The organism is Variovorax sp. P4_B11 (assembly GCF_056402355.1).
Window position 1 is genome coordinate 169,582 of sequence record NZ_JBFUHO010000004.1, and the last position, 19,599, is coordinate 189,180.

Genomic DNA, 19,599 nt, shown 5'->3' on the forward strand with positions numbered 1-19,599 from the left:
CGCTCCTTAGACGCGGTGTTGGTCGCTGTACGGCACCATCGCGAGGAAGCGCGCACGCTTGATCGCGGTGTTGAGCTGGCGCTGGTAGATCGCGCGCGTGCCGGTCAGGCGTGCGGGGATGATCTTGCCGTTTTCGCTGATGAAGTCGCGCAGGGTGTCGATGTCCTTGTAGTCGATCTCTTCGACGCCGGCGACGGTGAAGCGGCAGAAGCGCTTGCGCTTGAACAGCAGCGACTGGGTGTTGCGCTTCGGACGCTTGTCCTTGTTGAATTTCTTGAACGTGGCCATTTTTGGACCTCTATTTAAATAGTCGAGGACAGAGCTGAAGATCTGTCCCGCGATGAATTAACAAAATTCTTGAATGTGAAGCACGGGATGCTTGGCCGTACCCGGTGTCGCGAGGAAGCCCTGGAATCGCCAGAGACTGCCCAGCTCCTGTCTTGCGAGCCGCTCGGCCACTGCGCCGAAGGCGACGGCCTTGATGGCCGCCTTGACCTGTCGGGGCTGGGCCGCTTCGGTCACTGTCGACTCGTGTTCGAGTCGCAGGTCGACGGCGGGCAATCCGGCAGGCGTGTAACGCAAGGCTCCGAGTTCGGCGACGCAGGCAGTCAGCAGCAGCTGATTGACCGCGGCAGTATTCACATCATCCGTTGTTGGCAGCGTACTCGGCCTGCTGGGCCTTGCGGGCCTCTTCGCGCTCGACCGTCTTCATCATCGACGAAGGACCGGTGTCGGCCTTCTTCTTGACCACGGTGAGGTGGCGCAGGACGGCGTCGTTGAACTTGAACGCGTGCTCGAGTTCGGCCATGACGGTCTGCTCGGCCTCGATGTTCACGCACAGGTAGTGCGCCTTGTTCAGCTTGTTGATCTGGTAGGCCAGCTGGCGACGGCCCCAGTCTTCGACGCGGTGGACCTTGCCGCCGCCGGCCGTGATCAGGCCCTTGTAGCGCTCCAGCATGGCCGGAACCTGTTCGCTCTGATCCGGGTGGATCAGCAAAATGATTTCATAGTGACGCATTGGCACTCCTTGTGGATTTCCCCCGATGTTTTTCGAGGAAAGGGGTTGAGCCACCCGCGGCGTCAGACGTGGTGTGGCAAGGCAAAGCCATAAATTATAGCACCCTGACCGGCACCGGGCAGCCCCGAGGCGGCATGCGCGCCCTTGGGGGCAGCGCCCACGCGAAGCGAGGCCCGTGGGGGCTCAGCTCCCGCGCAGCGCCCGTTCGAGCGGAGCGGCCTTCTCGGGACCGACCGCGGCTTGGATCTTGGGAAAAAGCTCCAGCAATTGCTCGCAGGTCGAGCTGCCCTCGACCGAGAGGTTGAGCCTGAAGCCGCGCAAGCCCAGGCTGCCGGTCAGCTGGGTAGCGATCGGGTAGGCGTCCTTGTAGCGCTGTTGGTCGGAGCGAGCCGCAGCCGGCGGCATCGTCACCGAGGCGGGCACGGGTGCAATGGCGGCTGGCGCCGACAGCGGCGGCGCCGTGCGATCGGGTGCGGCAGCGGCAGCAGCAGGCGCCCCACTCTCGCCGACCTGTTGCAGCAAGCCCTGCGCGACCATCTGGTCGATGTCCTCGCGACTCACGCCCATCCCGCCTTCGAGCACCTCGCTGACGCTGCGCTTGCCATCGAACAGGATGAACGCGGTGCGCTGACGCGGCGTCAGCGCGATGGAGCGGTCCTTGAGAACGCGCTGCCCGGCTTCGGTCTTGACAAGAATCATGGGGTTTCCTCGACGCCAAGGTCTGGGAGCGCCAGCGGGCCGGAGACGGTCCTGGTGCGCCACCGCGCCCCGATTGGCCTGGAGTTTGACACCAAAGATGCATTTGGTTGCAAATACACCAAGCTGACACCAGGATTACACGAAAACCGTGACGCAAGTCGTTGCACGGCGGTGACACCCCTGCCCCCGCCGCGCTGTCAGGCGCAGCTTCAGCGCTTGGCCAGTTGCTGCCAGGTCTCGATCACGCTGTCGGGATTCAGCGAGATCGACTCGATCCCCTGCTCCGCCAGCCAGAGCGCGAAGTCCGGATGGTCGCTGGGGCCCTGGCCGCAGATGCCGACGTACTTGCCCTGGGCCTTGCAGGTCTTGATGACCTTCGCCAGCAGCGCCTTGACCGCCGGGTCGCGCTCGTCGAAGTCGGCCGCCAGCAGTTCCAGGCCGGAGTCGCGGTCCAGGCCCAGCGTGAGCTGGGTCAGGTCGTTCGAGCCGATCGAGAAGCCGTCGAAGAACTTCAGGAACTCCTCCGGCAGGATCGCGTTGCTCGGCACCTCGCACATCATGATCAGCTTGAGTTCGTTCTCGCCGCGCTTCAGGCCGTGCTCGCCCAGCAGCGTGGTCACGCGCTCGGCCTGGCCCAGGGTGCGCACGAAGGGCACCATGATCTGCACGTTGGTCAGGCCCATCTCGTTGCGCACGCGCTTGAGCGCCTCGCACTCCATCGCGAAGGCCTCGCTGAACTCGCCGCTGAGGTAGCGCGCCGCGCCGCGGAAGCCCAGCATCGGGTTCTCTTCCTCGGGCTCGTAGCGGCTGCCGCCGATCAGCTTGCGGTATTCGTTCGACTTGAAGTCCGACAGGCGAACGATCACCGGCTTGGGCCAGAAGGCCGCACCGATGGTGGCAATGCCCTCGGCCACCTTGTCGACGTAGAAGGCGCGCGGCGAGGCATGGCCCCGGGCCACGGACTCGACCGCCTTCTTGAGGTCGGCATCGACGTTCGGGTAGTCCAGGATCGCCTTCGGATGGACGCCGATGTTGTTGTTGATGATGAACTCGAGCCGCGCCAGGCCCACGCCGTGGTTCGGCAGCTGGGCGAAGTCGAAGGCCAGCTGCGGATTGCCGACGTTCATCATGATCTTGAGGTCGATCGAGGGCATCTCGCCGCGCTGAACCTCGGTCACCTCGGTCTCGAGCAGGCCGTCGTAGATGAAGCCGGTGTCGCCTTCGGCGCAGCTGACCGTGACCAGCGTGCCGTCCTTGAGGAGGTCGGTGGCGTCGCCGCAGCCGACCACGGCCGGGATGCCGAGCTCGCGCGCGATGATCGCCGCGTGGCAGGTGCGCCCGCCGCGGTTGGTGACGATCGCGGCGGCGCGCTTCATCACCGGCTCCCAGTTGGGATCGGTCATGTCGGTCACGAGCACGTCGCCGGCCTGGACCTTGTCCATCTCGCTGATGTTGTGGACCAGGCGCACCGGGCCGGTGCCGATCTTCTGGCCGATCGCGCGGCCCTCGGCCAGGATGGCGCCACGGCCCAGCAGCTTGTAGCGCTGCTCGGCCTTGCCCTGCTGCTGGCTCTTCACGGTCTCGGGGCGCGCCTGCAGGATGTAGAGTTGACCGTCGGTGCCGTCCTTGCCCCACTCGATGTCCATCGGGCGGCCATAGTGCTCTTCGATCACCAGCGCGTACTTCGCCAGTTGCTCGACGTCGGCGTCGCTCAGCGAATAGCGGTTGCGTTGCTCGGTCGGCACATCGGTGGTCTTCACCAGCTTGCCGCTGGCGGCCTTCTCGGCGGCCGTCGCGAACTCCATCTGGATCAGCTTGGAGCCGAGGTTGCGGCGGATCACCGCGCGCTTGCCGGCGCGCAGCGTCGGCTTGTGGACATAGAACTCGTCGGGGTTCACGGCGCCCTGCACCACGGTCTCGCCGAGGCCGTAGCTCGAAGTGATGAAGACCACGTCCTCGAAGCCCGATTCGGTGTCGATCGTGAACATCACGCCGGCGGCGCCGAGGTCGCTGCGCACCATGCGCTGGACGCCGGCCGAAAGCGCCACCACGTCGTGGGCGAATCCCTTGTGGACCCGGTAGCTGATCGCGCGGTCGTTGTAGAGGGAGGCGAAGACCTCCTTCATCTTGTGCAGCACGTCCTCGATGCCGACCACGTTCAGGAAGGTTTCCTGCTGGCCCGCGAAGGAGGCGTCGGGCAGGTCTTCCGCGGTGGCGGACGAGCGGACCGCGAAACTGGCCTGCGGATTGCCGGCCGACAGGGTGGCGAAGGCCTCGGTGATCGCCTTCTGCAGGTCGGCCGGGAAGGGCTGGGCCTCGACCATGGCGCGGATCTCGGCGCCGGCGACGGCCAGGGCCCGGACATCCTCGGTGTCCAGCCTGGCGAGGCGGGCGCTGATCTTGTCGGCCAGGCCGTCGTGGGCCAGGAACTGCCTGAAGGCGTGGGCGGTGGTCGCGAAGCCGGTCGGGACGCGAACGCCCTGCGGCAGTTGGGAAATCATCTCGCCGAGACTGGCGTTCTTGCCGCCGACCGACTCGACGTCGGTCATTCTCAGTTGTTCGAACGGTACGACCAGGGCGGTCGCTTCGAAGAGGTCAGACATGGGAAAGCTCCAGAAGTTGAAACTGTGGCTGCATGCGGACGGCACAACGCGATCGTTCTTCTTGCTCTGGGCATCGGCGGGAGGTGCATGCTGGAATTTGGGCCGGGAAATGCGTTCGGCTTTCCCGATAATGGGCCGGATTGTAGGCGCGGCCGGCTTTGGCCTGCCGCAGGACAAGGCCCCCCAAATATGCATACACGCACAGTTTTCTTCGTTTCCGACGGCACCGGCATCACCGCCGAGACCTTCGGCAATGCCGTCCTGGCCCAGTTCGAGATGAAGCCCCGCCACGTGCGGCTGCCTTTCACCGACACCGTCGACAAGGCCCACCAGGCGGTGCGGAAGATCAACCACACGGCCGAAATCGAGGGCTTGCGGCCGATCGTCTTCACGACGCTGGCGAACATGGAGGTGCTCGAAGTCATCGAGACCGGTTGCAAGGGGATGCTGCTCGACATGTTCGGCACCTTCGTGCGGCCGCTCGAGATCGAGCTGGCCATGAAGTCGAACCATCGCATCGGCCGCTTCAGCGACGTCAGCAAGAGCAAGGAATACGACGCCCGGATCCAGGCCATCGATTTCAGCCTGGCGCACGATGACGGCCAGAGCAACCGCGACCTCGAGGGGGCCGACGTGATCCTGGTCGGGGTCAGCCGCAGCGGCAAGACGCCGACCTCGCTCTATCTGGCCATGCAGCACGGCCTGAAGGCCGCCAACTACCCGCTGATCCCCGAGGATTTCGAGCGCCGCCAACTGCCGCCGGCGCTGATGCCGCACCGCAAGAAGATCTTCGGCCTGACGATCCAGCCCGAGCGCCTGAGCGAGATCCGCAACGAGCGGCGCCCGAACTCGCGCTATGCGAGCCTCGAGAGTTGCCGCCACGAGGTCAGCGAGGCCGAAGCCATGATGCGGCGGGCCGGCATCCGCTGGCTGTCGACCACCACCAAGTCGATCGAGGAGATCGCCACCACCATCCTGCAGGAGCTTCGGCCCGAGCGTCTGACGTATTGAGCGCCGCCGCGCCGGCCGGGTCAGGCGGGGACGGCTTCCTCTGCGGGGGCCGACGTACGGATCAGGTGGTCGAAGGCGCTCAGCGCGGCTTTCGCACCGTCGCCCGCGGCGATGATGATCTGCTTGAACGGCACCGTGGTTGCATCACCGGCAGCGAACACGCCGGGGACCGAGGTCTGGCCCTTGGCGTCGACCACGATCTCGCCGTGCTTCGACAGCTCGACCGTGCCCTTGAGCCAATCGGTATTCGGCACCAGGCCGATCTGGATGAACACGCCCTCGAGCGGCACCGCATGGCTTTCGTTACTCGCTCGATCCTCGAAGACCAGGCCGTTGACCTTCTGGCTGTCGCCGGTGATCTCGGTGGTCTGCGCGTTGGTGATGACCTTGACGTTGGCCAGGCTGCGCAGTTTGCGCTGCAGCACCGCATCGGCGCGCAGTTGGGTGTCGAACTCGATCAGGGTCACGTGACCGACGATGCCGGCCAGGTCGATCGCCGCCTCGACGCCCGAGTTGCCGCCGCCGATCACGGCCACGCGCTTGCCCTTGAACAGCGGGCCGTCGCAGTGCGGGCAATAGGCCACGCCCTTGTTCTTGTACTCGTGCTCGCCCGGCACGTTGATGTTGCGCCAGCGCGCGCCGGTCGAGATCACGACCGAGCGGCTCTTCAGGGTGGCGCCGCTTTCGAGCTTGATCTCGATGAACTCCTGGCCCGGAACCAATGCCGCGGCACGCTGCAGATTCATGATGTCGACGTCGTAGTCGCGCACGTGCTCCTCGAGCGCCAGCGCGAACTTCGGCCCTTCGGTTTCCTTGATCGAGATGAAGTTCTCGATGCCCATGGTGTCGAGGACCTGGCCGCCAAAGCGCTCCGAGGCGACGCCCGTGCGAATGCCCTTGCGCGCCGCATACACCGCCGCAGCCGCGCCGGCCGGGCCGCCACCGACGATCAACACGTCGAACGGATCCTTGCCCGCAATCTTCTTCGCCTCGCGCTCGACGCCGCTGGTGTCGATCTTGGCGAGGATTTCCTCCAGGCTCATGCGGCCCTGGCCGAACTCGGTGCCATTCAGGAACACGGTCGGCACGGCCATGATCTGGCGTTCCTTGACCTCGTCCTGGAACAGCGAGCCGTCGATCATGGTGGTCTTGATGCGCGGGTTCTGGATCGCCATCAGGTTCAGCGCCTGCACCACATCCGGGCAGTTGTGGCAGGTCAGCGAGATGTAGATCTCGAACTCGAAGTCGCCGTCGAGCGCGCGGATCTGCTGCAGCACCGCGTCGTCGACCTTGGGCGGGTAGCCGCCGACCTGCAGCAGCGCCAGCACCAGCGAGGTGAATTCATGGCCCATCGGCAGGCCCGCGAAGCGCGGACCGTGGTTCTCGCTGGGCCGGTTGATCGAGAACGAAGGCTTGCGATGGTTGTCGTCGCGGCTCTCGGTGACCTTCACCAGCGGCGACGATTCGGCCACGTCCTTCAGCAGCGCCTGCAGTTCGCCTGACGCCTTGCCGTCATCGAGCGATGCGACGATCTCGACCGGCTGCGTGATGCGGTCGAGGTAGCTCTTGAGTTGCGATTTGGTGCCGGCGTCGAGCATGGCGAGACTCTCTTCTTGAATGCAATGGGAACAAAAAAGCCCGGGAGCAAACGCGCCCGGGCCGTGGCGCGAACGAGGCGGCTTAGATCTTGCCGACCAGGTCGAACGAGGGCTTGAGCGTTTCCGCGCCTTCGGTCCACTTGGCGGGGCAGACTTCGCCCGGGTGAGCGGCGACGTACTGGGCCGCCTTCACGCGGCGCAGCAATTCGGCGGCGTCACGGCCGATGCCGTTGTCGTGCACTTCGATGGTCTTGATCTTGCCTTCGGGGTCGATCACGAAGGTGCCGCGGTAGGCCAGGCCGGCGTCTTCGCCTTCTTCGATCAGCACCTGGAAGGCGCGCGCCAGCTGCTGGCTCGGATCGCCGATCAGCGGATACTGGACCTTGGCGATGGTCTCCGACGTATCGTGCCAGGCCTTGTGGGTGAAGTGGGTGTCGGTCGACACGCCATACACCTCGACGCCGAGCTTCTGGAATTCGGCGTAGTGGTCGGCCAGGTCGCCCAGTTCGGTCGGGCACACGAAGGTGAAGTCGGCCGGGTAGAACACGACGACAGACCATTTGCCCTTGAAGTTCTCGTTGCTGACGGGCACGAACTTGCCATTGTGATAGGCGGTGGCCTTGAACGGGACGATTTCGGTGTTGATCAGGGACATGTAGGTTTCCTTGGTGGCTGATGAAAAGTGCGAGCGATTAGTATAACTACCAATCATTGCCAACCAATAGTGATGCGCTATTAAAAGCATTGGGCACCCCTATGAATGCGAACACCTATCACCCTCACCCGCATGCAGAGTGCCGGCGCATGGGTTTACTTGCGCCGCCCCGCGGCGGGCTCTCACAATCGACCCTTTTGAAGAACAAGGAAAAATCATGAAGGGCGACCCGCAAGTCATCGATCACCTGCAGGCGCAGCTCAAGAACGAGCTGACGGCGATCAACCAGTACTTCCTGCATTACCGGATGCTCAAGCACTGGGGCCTGGACAAGCTGGCCAAGAAGGAATACGACGAGTCGATCGGCGAGATGAAGCATGCCGACAAGCTCATGGACCGGATCTTCATGCTCGACGGCCTGCCGAACCTGCAGGACCTGGCCAAGCTCCAGATCGGCGAGGACGTGCCCGAGATCCTCGAATGCGACCTGCGGTCCGAGACCGGCGCGCAGGCGACGATCAAGGCCGGCATCGCCCATTGCGAAAGCGTGCGCGACTATGTCTCGCGCGACCTGCTGCAGGAGATCCTGGACGACACCGAGGAGCACATCGATTTCCTCGAGACCCAGATCGACCTGGTCGGCAAGGTCGGGCTGCAGAACTACCTGCAGTCGCAGATGGGCGAGATCGAGTAGGCGGGCAGGACGCCAGGCAAGCGGGGCAAGGCCCCGCTTTTTTTCGACTTTACGAAACTTCATTGCTATCGAAATGCGAGCACGAAGCTTAGGCACAGTAATGCCTGAAGCGACATCCGCTCGCTTCGACGGGGTCGGTCCCCGCACTTGCAAATAGAATTCATTCGCATCTGAGCGGCTAGAATCCTCCGCTCCGATGACCGCCGCCCCCTCCGACAACCGCCGCCGCGCCTACTGGCTGAAGACCCTGCATGAATGGCACTGGGTCAGTTCGGCGCTCTGCCTGATCGGCCTGCTGCTGTTCGGCATCACCGGCTTCACGCTCAATCACGCGGCCGGCATCGAAGCCAAGCCGAAGGTCACGAGCCGGACCGCGACGGTGGACGATGCGCTGCGCGAGGCGCTACTGGAGCGGTTGCCCGCGGCCAAGGCGCAGAAGGGCAAGGCCGAATTGCCCGCGGATCTGCAGCACTGGATCCGGAAACAATGGGCCATCGACACGGCCGGGCGCGATGCCGAGTGGTCGGACGACGAGATCTACCTGTCCCTGCCCCGCCCCGGCGGCGACGCCTGGCTGCGGCTGAACCTCGCCGACGGCGAGGCCGAGTACGAGCGCACCGACCGCGGCTGGCTCTCCTACTTCAATGACCTGCACAAGGGCCGCAACAGCGGCGCCGCCTGGAGCTGGTTCATCGACCTCTTCGCGGCCGCCACGCTGGTGTTCTCGATCACCGGGCTCTTCATCCTCAAGATGCACGCCGGCAACCGGCCCTTCACCTGGCCGATGGTCGGCATGGGCCTGGTCATCCCGGTGCTGCTTGCGCTGCTGTTCATCCACTGATTCAGGAAAAGAGGTTTTTCGTGCAAGTTCGCTACTCCCTTGCGCTCGCCGCCCTGTTCGGCGCACCGGCCTTCGCCGCGGGGCTCACGGTCAACATCGAAGTGCCGCGCCTCAACGTGGCCGAGTACCACCGACCCTACGTGGCGGCCTGGATCGAGCGGCCCGACCAGTCGGTGGCCGGCACGCTGGCGGTCTGGTACGACGTCAAGAACAAGGGCAACGCGGAAGGCGAAGGCACCAAGTGGCTCAAGGACATGCGCCAGTGGTGGCGGCGCACCGGCCGCGAGCTGCAGATGCCCATCGATGGGGTCAGCAGCGCCACACGGCCCGCCGGCAAGCATCAGATCGCTGTATCGGAAGGCGCCGTGGCGCTGCCCAAGCTGGCGCCCGGTGCCTACAAGCTGTATGTCGAGGCGGCGCGCGAGGTCGGCGGCCGCGAGATCGTGAGCATCCCCTTCCAGTGGCCGCCCGCGAAGGCCGAGCAATCGCAGGTCGCGGGCAGCAGCGAGCTCGGCGAAGTCTCGCTCGAACTCAAGCCCTGACCCCTTCTTCGTCTCCAAGCTCTTCGGAATCCATCATGAAAGTCACTTTGCGCACCCTCGCCCTCGGCCTCGCCCTCTGCGCCGGCACCGCGGCCGTCCAGGCCCACAACGCCTGGCTGATGCCGTCGAGCACCGTGCTGTCGAAGGCGGACTGGATCACGGTCGACGCCGCGGTGTCGAACGACCTCTTCTTCTTCAACCACGTCCCGTTGAACATCGACAGCCTGGCGGTCACCGCACCCGACGGCAGCACGCTCAAGCCCGAGAACGTCTTCAAGGGCAAGCTGCGCAGCGTGTTCGACCTGAACCTGACCCAGTCCGGCACCTACCGCGTCGCGCTGCTCAACGAGGGCGTCTTCGCCCGCTGGAAGGACAAGGCCACCGGCCAGCCCAAGCGCGCCCGCGGCACGCCCGAAAACTTCGCGGCCCAGATCCCGGCCGATGCGCTGGAGGTCGAGATCACGCAGTCGGCGGGCCGCAACGAGACCTTCGTCACCGTCGGCAAGCCCAGCGCGCTGCGCCCGACCGGCAAGGGCCTCGAGCTGGTCACGGCCAACCCGACGGATCTGGTGAAAGGCGAGAAGACCAGCTTCACGCTGCAGCTCGACGGCCAGCCCGCCAAGGCGCTCGAGGTCACGGTCACGCTGGGCAACACCCGCTATCGCGACAAGCTCGACGAGCTCAAGCTCAAGACCGACGCCAAGGGCCAGTTCAGCGTGACCTGGCCGGAAGCCGGCATGTACTGGCTCGACGCCAGCACGACGGACAAGAACACCTCGGTGCCGAAGGCCAAGGAGCGCCGACTGAGCTACGCCGCCACCCTGGAAGTGATGCCCTGAATTCCACGGACGATCCGGCCGCGCCGCGCCCTTCGTTCGCGACCTGGCGCGCGGGCGGCTACGCCAACACGCCACGGCCGCGCCGCGCCGACCCGCCGACCCTGCAGTCCCTGGCGGGCCGCAGCATGGGCACGACCTGGTCGCTGCGCTTCGACAATCCGCGCATGATCGCGCTCGACGCGGTGCGCGCCGGCGCCCAGGCCGCACTCGACCGGGTGGTTGCGCAGATGAGCACCTGGGAGCCGGATTCGGACCTCAGCCGCTTCAATCGCGCCGACGCCGGCAGCCGGCATGTGCTGGCGCCCGGGTTTGCCGACGTGCTGGCCTGCGCCCTGCGGTGGGCCGCCGCCAGCGGCGGGGCGATCGATCCGAGCATCGGGCCGCTGGTCGCACTCTGGGGCTTCGGCGCCCACGCCGACGCAGCCGTCGCGGGCCCGCCCTCCCCGGCGGCGCTGGCCCGGGCGCGCGAGCAGGTCGGATGGCAGCGCCTGGTGCTCGACACCGATGGGCGCACCGTGGTGCAACCGGGCGGTGCCGAGCTCGACCTGTCGGGCATCGCCAAGGGTTTCGCGGTCGACCAGGCCGCGGCCGCACTGCAGGCGCTCGGACTGTCCGACTTCCTGGTCGAGGTCGGCGGCGAACTGCGGGCGGCCGGCCGCCGCCCCGGCGGCGATCCCTGGCAGGTGGCGGTGGAGGCGCGGCCCGAAACGACGCACCGGGTGGCGCTCGACAACATGGCGATCGCCACCTCCGGCGACCGCTGGCACACGCGGGAACACCAGGGCCGGCGCTGGTCGCACACCCTCGATCCGCGCACCGGCGAGCCGGTCGGCCACGCGCTTGCATCGGTCACGGTGCTGCACCGCGAATGCATGCAGGCCGACGCGCTCGCCACGGTGCTGACCGTGCTCGGGCCGGAGGACGGCCTGGTCTTCGCCGACCGCCACGCGCTCCCGGCGCTCTTCGTCTGCCGGGACGGCGAGCAAGCGCGGTCGTTCACCAGCGTCCGCTGGCCGACCCACGCGGCGGGCCCATGAACGATTCCGCACTGCGCGCGCTGGCCGCATGCCTGACGGTGCTCGCCTATGCCGGGCTGTGCACGGCCATCTGGCTGCAGCAGCGCCGGCAGCGCGATGCCGTGGCGCAACGGGCCGCGGCCCTCGCCGGCAACGACCCGGGCGCCGCCACGCTGGTGCTGTTCGCAAGCCAGACCGGCCAGGCCGAAGCCCTGGCCTGGCAAACCGGCCGCTGGCTGCACGATGCCGGGATGCCGGCGCGCGTGATGCCGCTCAACGATGCCGACACGGCTCTCCTTCGCGGCGCACCGCGCGCACTGTTCATCGCCAGCACCTACGGCGAGGGCGACGCGCCCGACGGCGCCAGCGTGTTCGCCGAGCGCATGATGGGCGCCACGGCGGACCTGTCCTCGTTGCGCTACGCGGTGCTGGCGCTGGGCGACCGCCAGTACGCCAACTTCTGCCGCTTCGGGCGCCTGCTCGACGAATGGCTCCATGCAGCCGGCGCGACGCGCAGCTTCGATCGCATCGAGGTCGACAACGCGGAGCCCGCGGCGCTGGCCGCCTGGCAGGCGCAGTGCGGCGGCACGCCGGGCGCCGGTCCGGCCGCCGCGGTCGAATCCGTTGCCGCACCCTGGCGCCTGGCCAGGCGCAGCGTGCTGAACGACGGCAGCGCCGGCGCACCGGTCTACTTGCTCGCCTTCGCGCCGGTCCGCAGCCCGGCGCCCGACTGGGAGTCCGGCGACATCGCCCAGCTCAGCCTGGCGAGCGATCCCGGGCGACCGCGCGACTACTCGATCGCATCCATCCCCGCCGACGGCGAACTGCATCTGCTGGTGCGCCAGGAACTGCACCCGGACGGCAGCCTCGGCGCCGGCTCGGGCCTGCTGACCTCGACCTTGAGCCCGGGCGACACGGTCTCGCTGCGCCTGCGCCCGCACCGCAATTTCCGCCTCGGCGAGAATGCGCAGCGCCCGCTGATCCTGATCGGCAACGGCACCGGGCTGGCCGGCCTGCGCGGCCATCTGCGCGCCCGCGCGGCGCTGGGCCGGCAGGACCACTGGCTGGTCTTCGGCGAACGCAACGAAGCGCACGACTACCTCTGCCGCGGCGAACTCGAGGCCTGGCAGCGCAATGGCGTCCTGCAGCGGCTCGACATGGTGTTCTCGCGCGACCAGCCGGAGCGGCGCTACGTCCAGCACCGGCTGCTGCAGCTTCACGACGAAGTGCGCGCCTGGCTCGCGCGCGATGCTGCGATCTACGTCTGCGGCAGCCTGCAAGGCATGGCGAGCGGCGTCGATGCGGCGCTCCGGCAGATCGTCGGCGAAGCCGCAATGGGACGGCTTTTGGCAAGCGGCAGGTACCGTCGCGACGTGTACTGAGCCCAACAGGTTGTGCAGACGCAACGAAAACGCCGCGCTCGTCTCTGAAATGTCTCCCAGTATGAACGCTGTGTTAACAAACGTATTGAGATTCATTATCATTTACTGAATTCGCGCTTCCGCGAATCAGCTCACCCAGCCAATCCTGCCGCTCGCTCGCCGATGCTGCGCGGGACCCGCCAGTCGAGCTCTCAGTCTTGCTTTCACCTGGGAACCCTTCATGGCCTACATCAAGAGCCGCAAGCACGCCGTCGCGCGCGCGCTGCCCCCGTTCGGCAGTGCTGCTGCCGCCGCCACGCTGCTCGCGCTGACCCTTCCTGCCGCCGCACAGACCCCGTCGAACACGCTCAAGGAAGTGCGCGTCGAAGACAGCGCCGCGAGCGACTTCAAGGTCGACCAATCGGCCAACCCCAAGTTCACCGCACCGCTGATCGACATCCCGCAGGTGATCCAGGTGATTCCGGAAACGCTGATGCGCGAGCAAGGCGCCACCACCCTGACCGAAGCGCTGCGCAACACGCCGGGCGCAGGCGCCTTCTTCCTCGGCGAGAACGGCAACACCACGACCGGCGACTCGATCTTCATGCGCGGCTTCGACGCCTCGGGCAGCATCTTCGTGGACGGCATCCGCGACCTGGGTTCGTTCTCGCGCGACGTCTTCAACATCGAACAGGTCGAAGTGGTCAAGGGACCGTCGGGCACCGACGTCGGCCGCAGCTCGCCGACCGGCTACATCAACCTGATCACCAAGAAGCCCAAGCTGGAAGACAGCTTCTCGGGCTCGCTCGGCTTCGGCACCGCGAGCTACAAGCGCGGCACCATCGACTGGAACAAGGTGGTGAGCGGCGCCGACGGCTCGGGCACGGCCTTCCGGCTGAACGCGGTGGCCGAAGACGCCGGCGTCGACGGCCGCGACATCGTCAACAACAAGCGCTCGGCGATCGCGCCCTCGCTGGCCTTCGGCCTCAACACGCCGACCCGCGTGTTCCTCGACTACCTGTACGTCAAGCAGAACAACATCCCGGACGGCGGCGTGCCCACCATCGGCCTGCCGGGCTACACCACGCCCGACGCGCTGCTGATCAATTCGCCGACCCTGCGCCGCACCTTCCTGAACTACGCGGCGAAGGTCGACTCGAGCAACTTCTACGGCACCAGCTCCGACTTCAACGACGTCACGGGCAACATGTTCACGGCACGGGTCGAGCACGACATCACGCCCGACATGACCGTGCGCAACGTCACGCGCTGGGGCCAGAGCTCGCAGGACTACATGCTGACGTCCTTCATGCTCGGCGGACTGACTGCCACCCAGGTCGGCAACAGCAACACCTACCGCGGCACGGTGCCTGCGGTGACCGCGGGCTTCATCAACACGGTCGTGCCGGGCAATCCATCGACCTGGACCGTGACGCGCAACCTGCCGACCAACAAGGACGTCGAAAACAACATCTTCGTCAACCAGACCAGCCTGTCGTCGAAGTTCAAGACCGGCAGCTTCAGCCACACCGCGAACATCGGCCTGGAATTGATGCGCGAAAGCCAGGACAACACGAACTACTTCGGCCCGGGCTTCGCGTCGGCCAACACGACCTTCGCACCGGCAGGCTCATGGCCGGTCGCCAACCTGTACAACCCGAACCCCTACGTGACCGGCTACAACCGGATCCCGAACGGCACCGGCAACTACGGCAAGACCGACACCGTCAGCCTGTATGCCTTCGACACGATGAAGATCAACGAGCAATGGCAGCTCACCGGCGGCCTGCGCTACGACCACTACAGCACCGACTACTGGGCGACCACGATGGGCACCGGGCCCGCCTTCGCGATCACGCCGACCAGCCTGTCGACCTCCGGCGACCTCTGGACCGGCAAGATCGGCGTGGTCTACAAGCCAGTCGAGAACGCCAGCTTCTTTGCCGCCTACGGCAATTCGGCGCAGCCCCCGGGCGGTGCCAACTTCTCGCTGGCCGCCTCGGGCACCGGCAACAGCGCCTCGCGCGTGGACTTCGTGCCGCAGAAGGCCGACACCTACGAAATCGGCACCAAGTGGGATGTGCTCAACAAGCACCTCTCCCTGACTGCGGCGCTCTATCGGACCGAAGTCCGCAACGAGATCGTGCAGGACCCGACCAACACCGCGCTCTACACCCAGGACGGGAAGAAGCGGGTGCAGGGCATCGAACTCGGCGTGGCCGGCGCGATCACCGACCAATGGGGCATCAGCGCGGGCTTCACCACGATGGACACCAAGGTCAACGGCGCCACCAACGCGGCGGACCGGATCGACGTGATCCCCTACACGCCGAAACAGGCCTTCACCGCCTGGACCAGCTACCAGCTCCCGTTCGGCCTCACGATCGGCGGCGGCGCGCGCTACAACGGCAAGCTCACCCGCGGCTTCGACGGCGCGGTCGGCACGCCGGCCTACACAGACGCCTACTGGGTGTTCGACGCGATGGCCTCCTACCGCGTCAACAAGAATGTCGAGCTGCAGCTGAACCTCTACAACCTGTTCGACAAGGAATACGTGGCGGCGATCAACAAGAGCGGCTATCGCTACGTGCCGGGCACTCCGCGCTCGGCCCGCATCACGGCCAATTTCGCGTTCTGACCGGGGTCAACACCGTCGCATCCGCGCGATGCGACACTCGAGCCCCGGCCTGGCCCGGGGCTTTTTCTTTGAGGAAACCGCAACATGATGCTGCATGTGCCCGACGTGCTGAACCCAGAGCAGGTGCGCGAGATTCGAGCCGTCCTGGACGCCACCGACTGGGTCGACGGCCGCGAGACGGTCGGCGATCAGGGCGCCCGGGTCAAGCGCAACCGGCAGTTGCCGGAGCAATCGCCGGTGGGCCGCGAACTGGGCAAGGCGATCCTCGGCGCGCTGGCCCGGAGCCATCTCTTCTTCTCGGCCGCCCTGCCCCTGCGCTTCGTGCCGCCGCTGTTCAACCGCTACGAGGGCGGCGAGCACTACGGGCTGCATGTCGACGGCTCGGTGCGCTCGGTGCCGGGCACCGGCGAGCAATTGCGCACCGACCTGTCCTGCACCCTGTTCCTCTGCGATCCCGAGGACTACGAAGGCGGCGAACTCGAGGTGGTCGACACCTATGGCACCCACGAGGTCAAGCTGCCCGCGGGCGACCTGATCCTCTACCCCTCCAGCAGCCTGCACCGCGTCCACCCGGTGACCGCGGGCGCCCGCGTGTGCTCCTTCTTCTGGCTGCAGAGCATGGTCCGCGACGAGCGCCAGCGCGCGATGCTGTTCGAGCTCGACCAGGTGATCCAGAAACTGCGCGGCCGACTCGGCGAATGCGAGGAAACGGTCGCGCTCACCGGCCAGTACCACAACCTGCTGCGCATGTGGTCCGAAGTCTAGGCAGGTCCGCCCAAGGCCCGACCCTGCAGCCGCGATAGTTATTGCAAATGCGAAGAATTCGTATTTATAATCGAGCCTTCTTCAAACAAGCCAGCTACAAGCCGCCTTCACCGCCATGATCGTCTGCGTCTGCCGCCGAATCTCCGACCGTGAAATCGCGCGCCATGCGCGCGCCGGCATGACCTTCGACGAGGTGCAGTTCGAACTCGGCGTGGCCACCCAGTGCGGCCAGTGCGAAGGTTGCGCACGCGACGTGGTCGCGCAATGCAGCGCCTCGCACCCGGTCGCCGCGCTTCACCGCGAGTCCGGCCCCCAGGCGATCCAGCTTGCCAATTCCATCAAGGAAAGCAACGCATGGAACTCGTCTCGGCACTCGGCGGCAGCCTGATCCTGGTCGCCAGCTCGGTCTGGTGGATTCTTCGCAAGTAAGTCGTTAGCGTAGCGGTTTTGCTGCACCGGGCACCTTCGTGGGCGCCCGCATTCGAATGGTTGAACGTGTCTGACCGCTTTTCTTCGCCCCCCTCGGCCTTCGGCCTGTCGCGCAACGCCGTCATCGCCGGCAGCGTGGTGCTGTTCCACGTCGCGGCGCTCTGGGCCCTGCAAAGCGGCCTGTTGCGCCGCGCCGCCGAAGTGGTGATCCCGGTCGAGATCCTGAGCGAGATCATCGAACCGCCGAAGCCCAAGGAACTTCCGCCGCCTCCGCCTCCGCCACCACCGCCCGAACCCAAGCGCCAGGTGACCAAGACACCGCCGCCGCCCCGGCCCCAGGCCATCCGCGAGGCCAAGCCGACGCCGGCGCCGAACGCGCCGACGGGAAGCATCGAACCGCCGCCACCAGCACCGCCCGCCCCGCCCGCGCCGCCGGAGCCGCCCGCGCCACCGCCGGCCCCGCCAGCCCCGCCCTCGGTCCAGCTGCCGTCGAGCAACGCCGACTACCTGCAGAACCCGAAGCCGGTCTACCCGGCCATGAGCAAGCGGCTCGGCGAGCAAGGCAAGACGATCGTGCGGGTGCTGATCGGGGTCGACGGGCTTCCCACGCAGGCCAGCATTCGTCAATCGAGCGGCTACGAGCGGCTCGACGAGGCCGCGCGCACCGCCGTGATGAGTTGGCGCTACGTGCCGGGCAAACGCAACGGGGTCGTCGAACCGATGGAGTTCAACGTGCCGATCAACTGGGTTCTCAATTAATTTTCTGGAGTAGTTTCGTATGGATTCCCACTTTGGCCTGATGAACGTCTGGCAGCAAGGCGACTTCGTCACCAGGGCTGTCGCGCTGCTGCTGATCGGCATGTCGCTCGCCTCCTGGATCGTGATCCTGATCAAGGCGCTCGACGTCATCAAGTACAAGCGCCTCGCACGCCATTCGCAGGACTTCTGGCACAGCGAGGATTTCGCCACCGCCCTGGCCAAGCTCGGAAAGGGCGACGGCAACCCGTTCCGCGCGCTGGCACTCGAAGGCCGCGAAGCGGCCGCCCACCACCGCAATACCAAGGCCCACCTGCACGACGCGCTCGATGTCAGCGACTGGATCACCCGGGCGCTGCGCAACGGCATCGACGAGTTCACGGCGCACCTGCAGACCGGGCTCGCGATCCTTGCATCGGTCGGCTCCACGGCGCCCTTCATCGGCCTGTTCGGCACCGTCTGGGGCATCTACCACGCGCTGATGAGCATCAGTTCCGCCGGCCAGGCGACCATCGACAAGGTGGCCGGCCCGATCGGCGAGGCGCTGATCATGACGGCCCTCGGCCTGGCGGTCGCGATCCCCGCCGTGCTGGGCTACAACGCGCTGGTGCGCGGCAACAAGTTCGTGCTGACCAAGCTCAACAGCTTCGCGCACGACCTGCACGCCTACTTCGTGACCGGCGCCCGCGTCCAGAGCAGCGGCGGCGAAGCCACGGTCGTTCCGCTCAAGAAGGTCTGACCGCCATGGCCTTCGGAACACAGGACGAACCCGACGAGGTCATGAACGAGATCAACATGACGCCGCTGGTCGACGTCATGCTGGTGCTGCTGATCATCTTCATCATCACCGTGCCGGTGATGAAGCACGCGGTGAACATCGACCTCCCCCGCGCCAGCAGTGAGCCGGAGCAGACCAAGCCGCAGAACATCCTGTTCACGGTCGCAGCCGACGGCAGCTACTACTGGAACGAACAGAAGATCGAGGATGCCGAACTGGTCGGCCGGCTGGCCGCTGAGTCGGCCAAGGAACCGCAGCCCGAACTGCATATCCGGGGCGACAAGGCGGTGCGCTACGAGCGCGTGGCGAAGGCGATGTCGGCGGCACGCGAGGCCGGCGTGCGCAAGATCGGCTTCGTGACCGAGCCCGACGCGAAGTAGCAGCGCGATCAGCCAAAAAAATCAATCGTGGCGATTGATTTTTAATTGAGAATGGTTATCATTACCAAATCGCTTCGACACAGGATTCATCGAATGTCCGCAACGCCCAACGCCTTCACCGTGCTGAACCATCCCTCGCTGGACCACGCGGGCGGGGGCCGTGCGGCGGCCGAATCGGCCCGTCCCGCCCCGCTGCTCGAAAGCACGGAACTCCTCAAGGGCGGCAAGGCGGTCGGCATCCTGCACAACGGCTCGCTGTATCGCCTGCAAGCCACCAAACTCGGCAAGCTGATCCTGACCAAGTAGCGATCAGCCCGCCTCCCGCGCAAGTTTCATCGTGGGGCGACTCGAGGAGATTCATCTCCGAAGGGTCGTTTTTAGCTAGCCAACGGTTCGCCGACCAGCCAAGCTTTTTTTTTCACGCTGACCACCGAACAACGCCGTCCCCAGGGATGGCGTTTTGCCTTGTCGCGGGCCTGGATCAGAGGCCGATGGCAGCGATGCCCGCCTTCGCGATCTGCGCGTCCTCGTTCGACTTGACGCCGCTCACGCCCACGGCGCCGATCACCTGGCCGTCCTTGACGATCGGCACGCCGCCCTCGAGCAGTCCTTCGATGCCCGGCGCGGTCAGGAAGGAGGTCCGGCCGCCGTTGATCATGTCCTCGTAGGTCTTGCTTTCGCGGCGGCCCATGGCGGCCGTGTGGGCCTTGGCAGGCGCGATGCGGGCCGACAGCGCCGCTGCGCCGTCCAGGCGCTGCAACCACAGCAGGTTGCCGCCATCGTCGGCGATCGCGATGGTCACGGCCCAGTTGTTCTTGAGCGCCTCCGCTTCGGCTGCGGCAGCGATGGCCTTGAGGTCCGCGAGCTCGAGAAAGGATTTGGTCTTCATGGTCTTCCAGGAAAGTTGAGCAACCCTGGAGCATAGCGTTCAGGATGAAGACGGATCGAGCCGGCGGTAGGAATGTCGAATGGCGGG

At 66.2% G+C, this 19,599-nt stretch carries 22 protein-coding genes; 14 read left to right on the top strand and 8 right to left on the bottom strand.

Annotation, left to right across the window (positions count from 1 at the left end; genetic code table 11):
* Positions 1 to 6: 6 nt before the first annotated feature.
* The 5 genes from rpsR to ppsA form a co-directional block, all read right to left on the bottom strand.
* On the bottom strand, positions 7 to 288 hold the full coding sequence (gene rpsR / locus AC1DYD_RS06355) for a 30S ribosomal protein S18 (protein ID WP_007830781.1): 282 nt from the start codon (positions 286 to 288) through the stop codon (positions 7 to 9).
* A gap of 57 nt (positions 289 to 345) precedes the next feature.
* Complete coding sequence (gene priB / locus AC1DYD_RS06360) at positions 346 to 642, bottom strand: primosomal replication protein N (RefSeq protein ID WP_478171898.1); 297 nt, start codon at positions 640 to 642, stop codon at positions 346 to 348.
* Between the two features lies 1 nt (position 643).
* Positions 644 to 1,018 (bottom strand): 30S ribosomal protein S6, encoded by a 375-nt coding sequence (rpsF, locus tag AC1DYD_RS06365; protein WP_478171899.1) that lies wholly within the window; start codon positions 1,016 to 1,018, stop codon positions 644 to 646.
* Between the two features lie 183 nt (positions 1,019 to 1,201).
* A complete protein-coding gene (locus tag AC1DYD_RS06370; protein WP_478171900.1) occupies positions 1,202 to 1,717 on the bottom strand; it encodes a hypothetical protein in 516 nt (171 codons plus the stop codon).
* A 209-nt stretch (positions 1,718 to 1,926) separates the two neighbouring features.
* On the bottom strand, positions 1,927 to 4,320 hold the full coding sequence (gene ppsA, locus AC1DYD_RS06375) for a phosphoenolpyruvate synthase (RefSeq protein ID WP_478171901.1): 2,394 nt from the start codon (positions 4,318 to 4,320) through the stop codon (positions 1,927 to 1,929).
* A 189-nt stretch (positions 4,321 to 4,509) separates the two neighbouring features.
* Between ppsA and ppsR the strand changes: the two genes are divergently transcribed.
* Positions 4,510 to 5,331 (top strand): posphoenolpyruvate synthetase regulatory kinase/phosphorylase PpsR, encoded by an 822-nt coding sequence (ppsR, locus tag AC1DYD_RS06380; protein WP_478171902.1) that lies wholly within the window; start codon positions 4,510 to 4,512, stop codon positions 5,329 to 5,331.
* A gap of 20 nt (positions 5,332 to 5,351) precedes the next feature.
* On the opposite strand, the gene ahpF is transcribed toward ppsR, so the two are convergent.
* Positions 5,352 to 6,929, bottom strand: a complete 1,578-nt coding sequence (gene ahpF / locus AC1DYD_RS06385) for an alkyl hydroperoxide reductase subunit F (protein ID WP_478171903.1) — start codon at positions 6,927 to 6,929, stop codon at positions 5,352 to 5,354.
* Positions 6,930 to 7,011: 82 nt separating this feature from the next.
* Positions 7,012 to 7,584: an alkyl hydroperoxide reductase subunit C gene (ahpC, locus tag AC1DYD_RS06390; RefSeq protein WP_478171904.1), complete on the bottom strand. Its 573-nt coding sequence runs from the start codon at positions 7,582 to 7,584 to the stop codon at positions 7,012 to 7,014.
* Positions 7,585 to 7,801: 217 nt separating this feature from the next.
* Between ahpC and bfr the strand changes: the two genes are divergently transcribed.
* From bfr to hemP, 13 genes are all read left to right on the top strand, one after another.
* A complete protein-coding gene (gene bfr, locus AC1DYD_RS06395) occupies positions 7,802 to 8,278 on the top strand; it encodes a bacterioferritin (protein WP_478171905.1) in 477 nt (158 codons plus the stop codon).
* Between the two features lie 196 nt (positions 8,279 to 8,474).
* Complete coding sequence (locus AC1DYD_RS06400; protein ID WP_478171906.1) at positions 8,475 to 9,119, top strand: PepSY-associated TM helix domain-containing protein; 645 nt, start codon at positions 8,475 to 8,477, stop codon at positions 9,117 to 9,119.
* Positions 9,120 to 9,139: 20 nt separating this feature from the next.
* Positions 9,140 to 9,661: a DUF2271 domain-containing protein gene (locus tag AC1DYD_RS06405; protein ID WP_478171907.1), complete on the top strand. Its 522-nt coding sequence runs from the start codon at positions 9,140 to 9,142 to the stop codon at positions 9,659 to 9,661.
* A 35-nt stretch (positions 9,662 to 9,696) separates the two neighbouring features.
* The gene (locus AC1DYD_RS06410) at positions 9,697 to 10,500 is read left to right on the top strand and encodes a DUF4198 domain-containing protein (RefSeq protein WP_478171908.1); all 804 of its coding nucleotides are present in this window, start codon (positions 9,697 to 9,699) and stop codon (positions 10,498 to 10,500) included.
* Positions 10,501 to 10,625: 125 nt separating this feature from the next.
* Entirely contained in the window at positions 10,626 to 11,537 is a 912-nt protein-coding gene (locus AC1DYD_RS06415; RefSeq protein WP_478171909.1) for an FAD:protein FMN transferase, read from the top strand.
* A complete protein-coding gene (locus tag AC1DYD_RS06420) occupies positions 11,534 to 12,898 on the top strand; it encodes a sulfite reductase subunit alpha (RefSeq protein ID WP_478171910.1) in 1,365 nt (454 codons plus the stop codon). The genes AC1DYD_RS06415 and AC1DYD_RS06420 overlap by 4 nt, the downstream gene beginning before the upstream one ends.
* A gap of 220 nt (positions 12,899 to 13,118) precedes the next feature.
* A complete protein-coding gene (locus tag AC1DYD_RS06425) occupies positions 13,119 to 15,515 on the top strand; it encodes a catecholate siderophore receptor Fiu (protein ID WP_478171911.1) in 2,397 nt (798 codons plus the stop codon).
* An 84-nt stretch (positions 15,516 to 15,599) separates the two neighbouring features.
* A complete protein-coding gene (locus AC1DYD_RS06430) occupies positions 15,600 to 16,280 on the top strand; it encodes a Fe2+-dependent dioxygenase (RefSeq protein WP_478171912.1) in 681 nt (226 codons plus the stop codon).
* A gap of 115 nt (positions 16,281 to 16,395) precedes the next feature.
* Positions 16,396 to 16,668, top strand: coding sequence for a (2Fe-2S)-binding protein (locus AC1DYD_RS06435; protein WP_478171913.1), 273 nt, complete (start codon positions 16,396 to 16,398; stop codon positions 16,666 to 16,668).
* Positions 16,669 to 16,769: 101 nt separating this feature from the next.
* Positions 16,770 to 17,468 (top strand): energy transducer TonB, encoded by a 699-nt coding sequence (locus AC1DYD_RS06440; protein WP_478171914.1) that lies wholly within the window; start codon positions 16,770 to 16,772, stop codon positions 17,466 to 17,468.
* Between the two features lie 19 nt (positions 17,469 to 17,487).
* A complete protein-coding gene (locus AC1DYD_RS06445; RefSeq protein WP_478171915.1) occupies positions 17,488 to 18,204 on the top strand; it encodes a MotA/TolQ/ExbB proton channel family protein in 717 nt (238 codons plus the stop codon).
* 5 nt (positions 18,205 to 18,209) lie between these two features.
* A complete protein-coding gene (locus tag AC1DYD_RS06450) occupies positions 18,210 to 18,623 on the top strand; it encodes an ExbD/TolR family protein (protein WP_478171916.1) in 414 nt (137 codons plus the stop codon).
* A gap of 93 nt (positions 18,624 to 18,716) precedes the next feature.
* Positions 18,717 to 18,929 carry a hemin uptake protein HemP gene (gene hemP, locus AC1DYD_RS06455; RefSeq protein ID WP_478171917.1) on the top strand — a complete coding sequence of 71 codons (213 nt, stop codon included), beginning with the start codon at positions 18,717 to 18,719 and terminating at the stop codon, positions 18,927 to 18,929.
* 175 nt (positions 18,930 to 19,104) lie between these two features.
* Here the strand turns inward: hemP and AC1DYD_RS06460 are convergent, their stop codons facing one another.
* Positions 19,105 to 19,512 carry a GlcG/HbpS family heme-binding protein gene (locus AC1DYD_RS06460; RefSeq protein ID WP_478171918.1) on the bottom strand — a complete coding sequence of 136 codons (408 nt, stop codon included), beginning with the start codon at positions 19,510 to 19,512 and terminating at the stop codon, positions 19,105 to 19,107.
* Between the last annotated feature and the right edge of the window lie 87 nt (positions 19,513 to 19,599).

Coding starts and splice junctions, on each gene's coding strand:
- ppsR (WP_478171902.1), top strand. CDS start 4,510: ATGCATACACGCACAGTTTTCTTCGTTTCCGACGGCACCGGCATCACC.
- AC1DYD_RS06415 (WP_478171909.1), top strand. CDS start 10,626: ATGGGCACGACCTGGTCGCTGCGCTTCGACAATCCGCGCATGATCGCG.
- rpsF (WP_478171899.1), bottom strand. CDS start 1,018: ATGCGTCACTATGAAATCATTTTGCTGATCCACCCGGATCAGAGCGAA.
- AC1DYD_RS06460 (WP_478171918.1), bottom strand. CDS start 19,512: ATGAAGACCAAATCCTTTCTCGAGCTCGCGGACCTCAAGGCCATCGCT.
- AC1DYD_RS06445 (WP_478171915.1), top strand. CDS start 17,488: ATGGATTCCCACTTTGGCCTGATGAACGTCTGGCAGCAAGGCGACTTC.
- hemP (WP_478171917.1), top strand. CDS start 18,717: ATGTCCGCAACGCCCAACGCCTTCACCGTGCTGAACCATCCCTCGCTG.
- AC1DYD_RS06400 (WP_478171906.1), top strand. CDS start 8,475: ATGACCGCCGCCCCCTCCGACAACCGCCGCCGCGCCTACTGGCTGAAG.
- AC1DYD_RS06450 (WP_478171916.1), top strand. CDS start 18,210: ATGGCCTTCGGAACACAGGACGAACCCGACGAGGTCATGAACGAGATC.
- AC1DYD_RS06425 (WP_478171911.1), top strand. CDS start 13,119: ATGGCCTACATCAAGAGCCGCAAGCACGCCGTCGCGCGCGCGCTGCCC.
- AC1DYD_RS06435 (WP_478171913.1), top strand. CDS start 16,396: ATGATCGTCTGCGTCTGCCGCCGAATCTCCGACCGTGAAATCGCGCGC.
- ahpF (WP_478171903.1), bottom strand. CDS start 6,929: ATGCTCGACGCCGGCACCAAATCGCAACTCAAGAGCTACCTCGACCGC.
- AC1DYD_RS06430 (WP_478171912.1), top strand. CDS start 15,600: ATGATGCTGCATGTGCCCGACGTGCTGAACCCAGAGCAGGTGCGCGAG.
- AC1DYD_RS06410 (WP_478171908.1), top strand. CDS start 9,697: ATGAAAGTCACTTTGCGCACCCTCGCCCTCGGCCTCGCCCTCTGCGCC.
- AC1DYD_RS06370 (WP_478171900.1), bottom strand. CDS start 1,717: ATGATTCTTGTCAAGACCGAAGCCGGGCAGCGCGTTCTCAAGGACCGC.
- ppsA (WP_478171901.1), bottom strand. CDS start 4,320: ATGTCTGACCTCTTCGAAGCGACCGCCCTGGTCGTACCGTTCGAACAA.
- ahpC (WP_478171904.1), bottom strand. CDS start 7,584: ATGTCCCTGATCAACACCGAAATCGTCCCGTTCAAGGCCACCGCCTAT.
- AC1DYD_RS06420 (WP_478171910.1), top strand. CDS start 11,534: ATGAACGATTCCGCACTGCGCGCGCTGGCCGCATGCCTGACGGTGCTC.
- rpsR (WP_007830781.1), bottom strand. CDS start 288: ATGGCCACGTTCAAGAAATTCAACAAGGACAAGCGTCCGAAGCGCAAC.
- bfr (WP_478171905.1), top strand. CDS start 7,802: ATGAAGGGCGACCCGCAAGTCATCGATCACCTGCAGGCGCAGCTCAAG.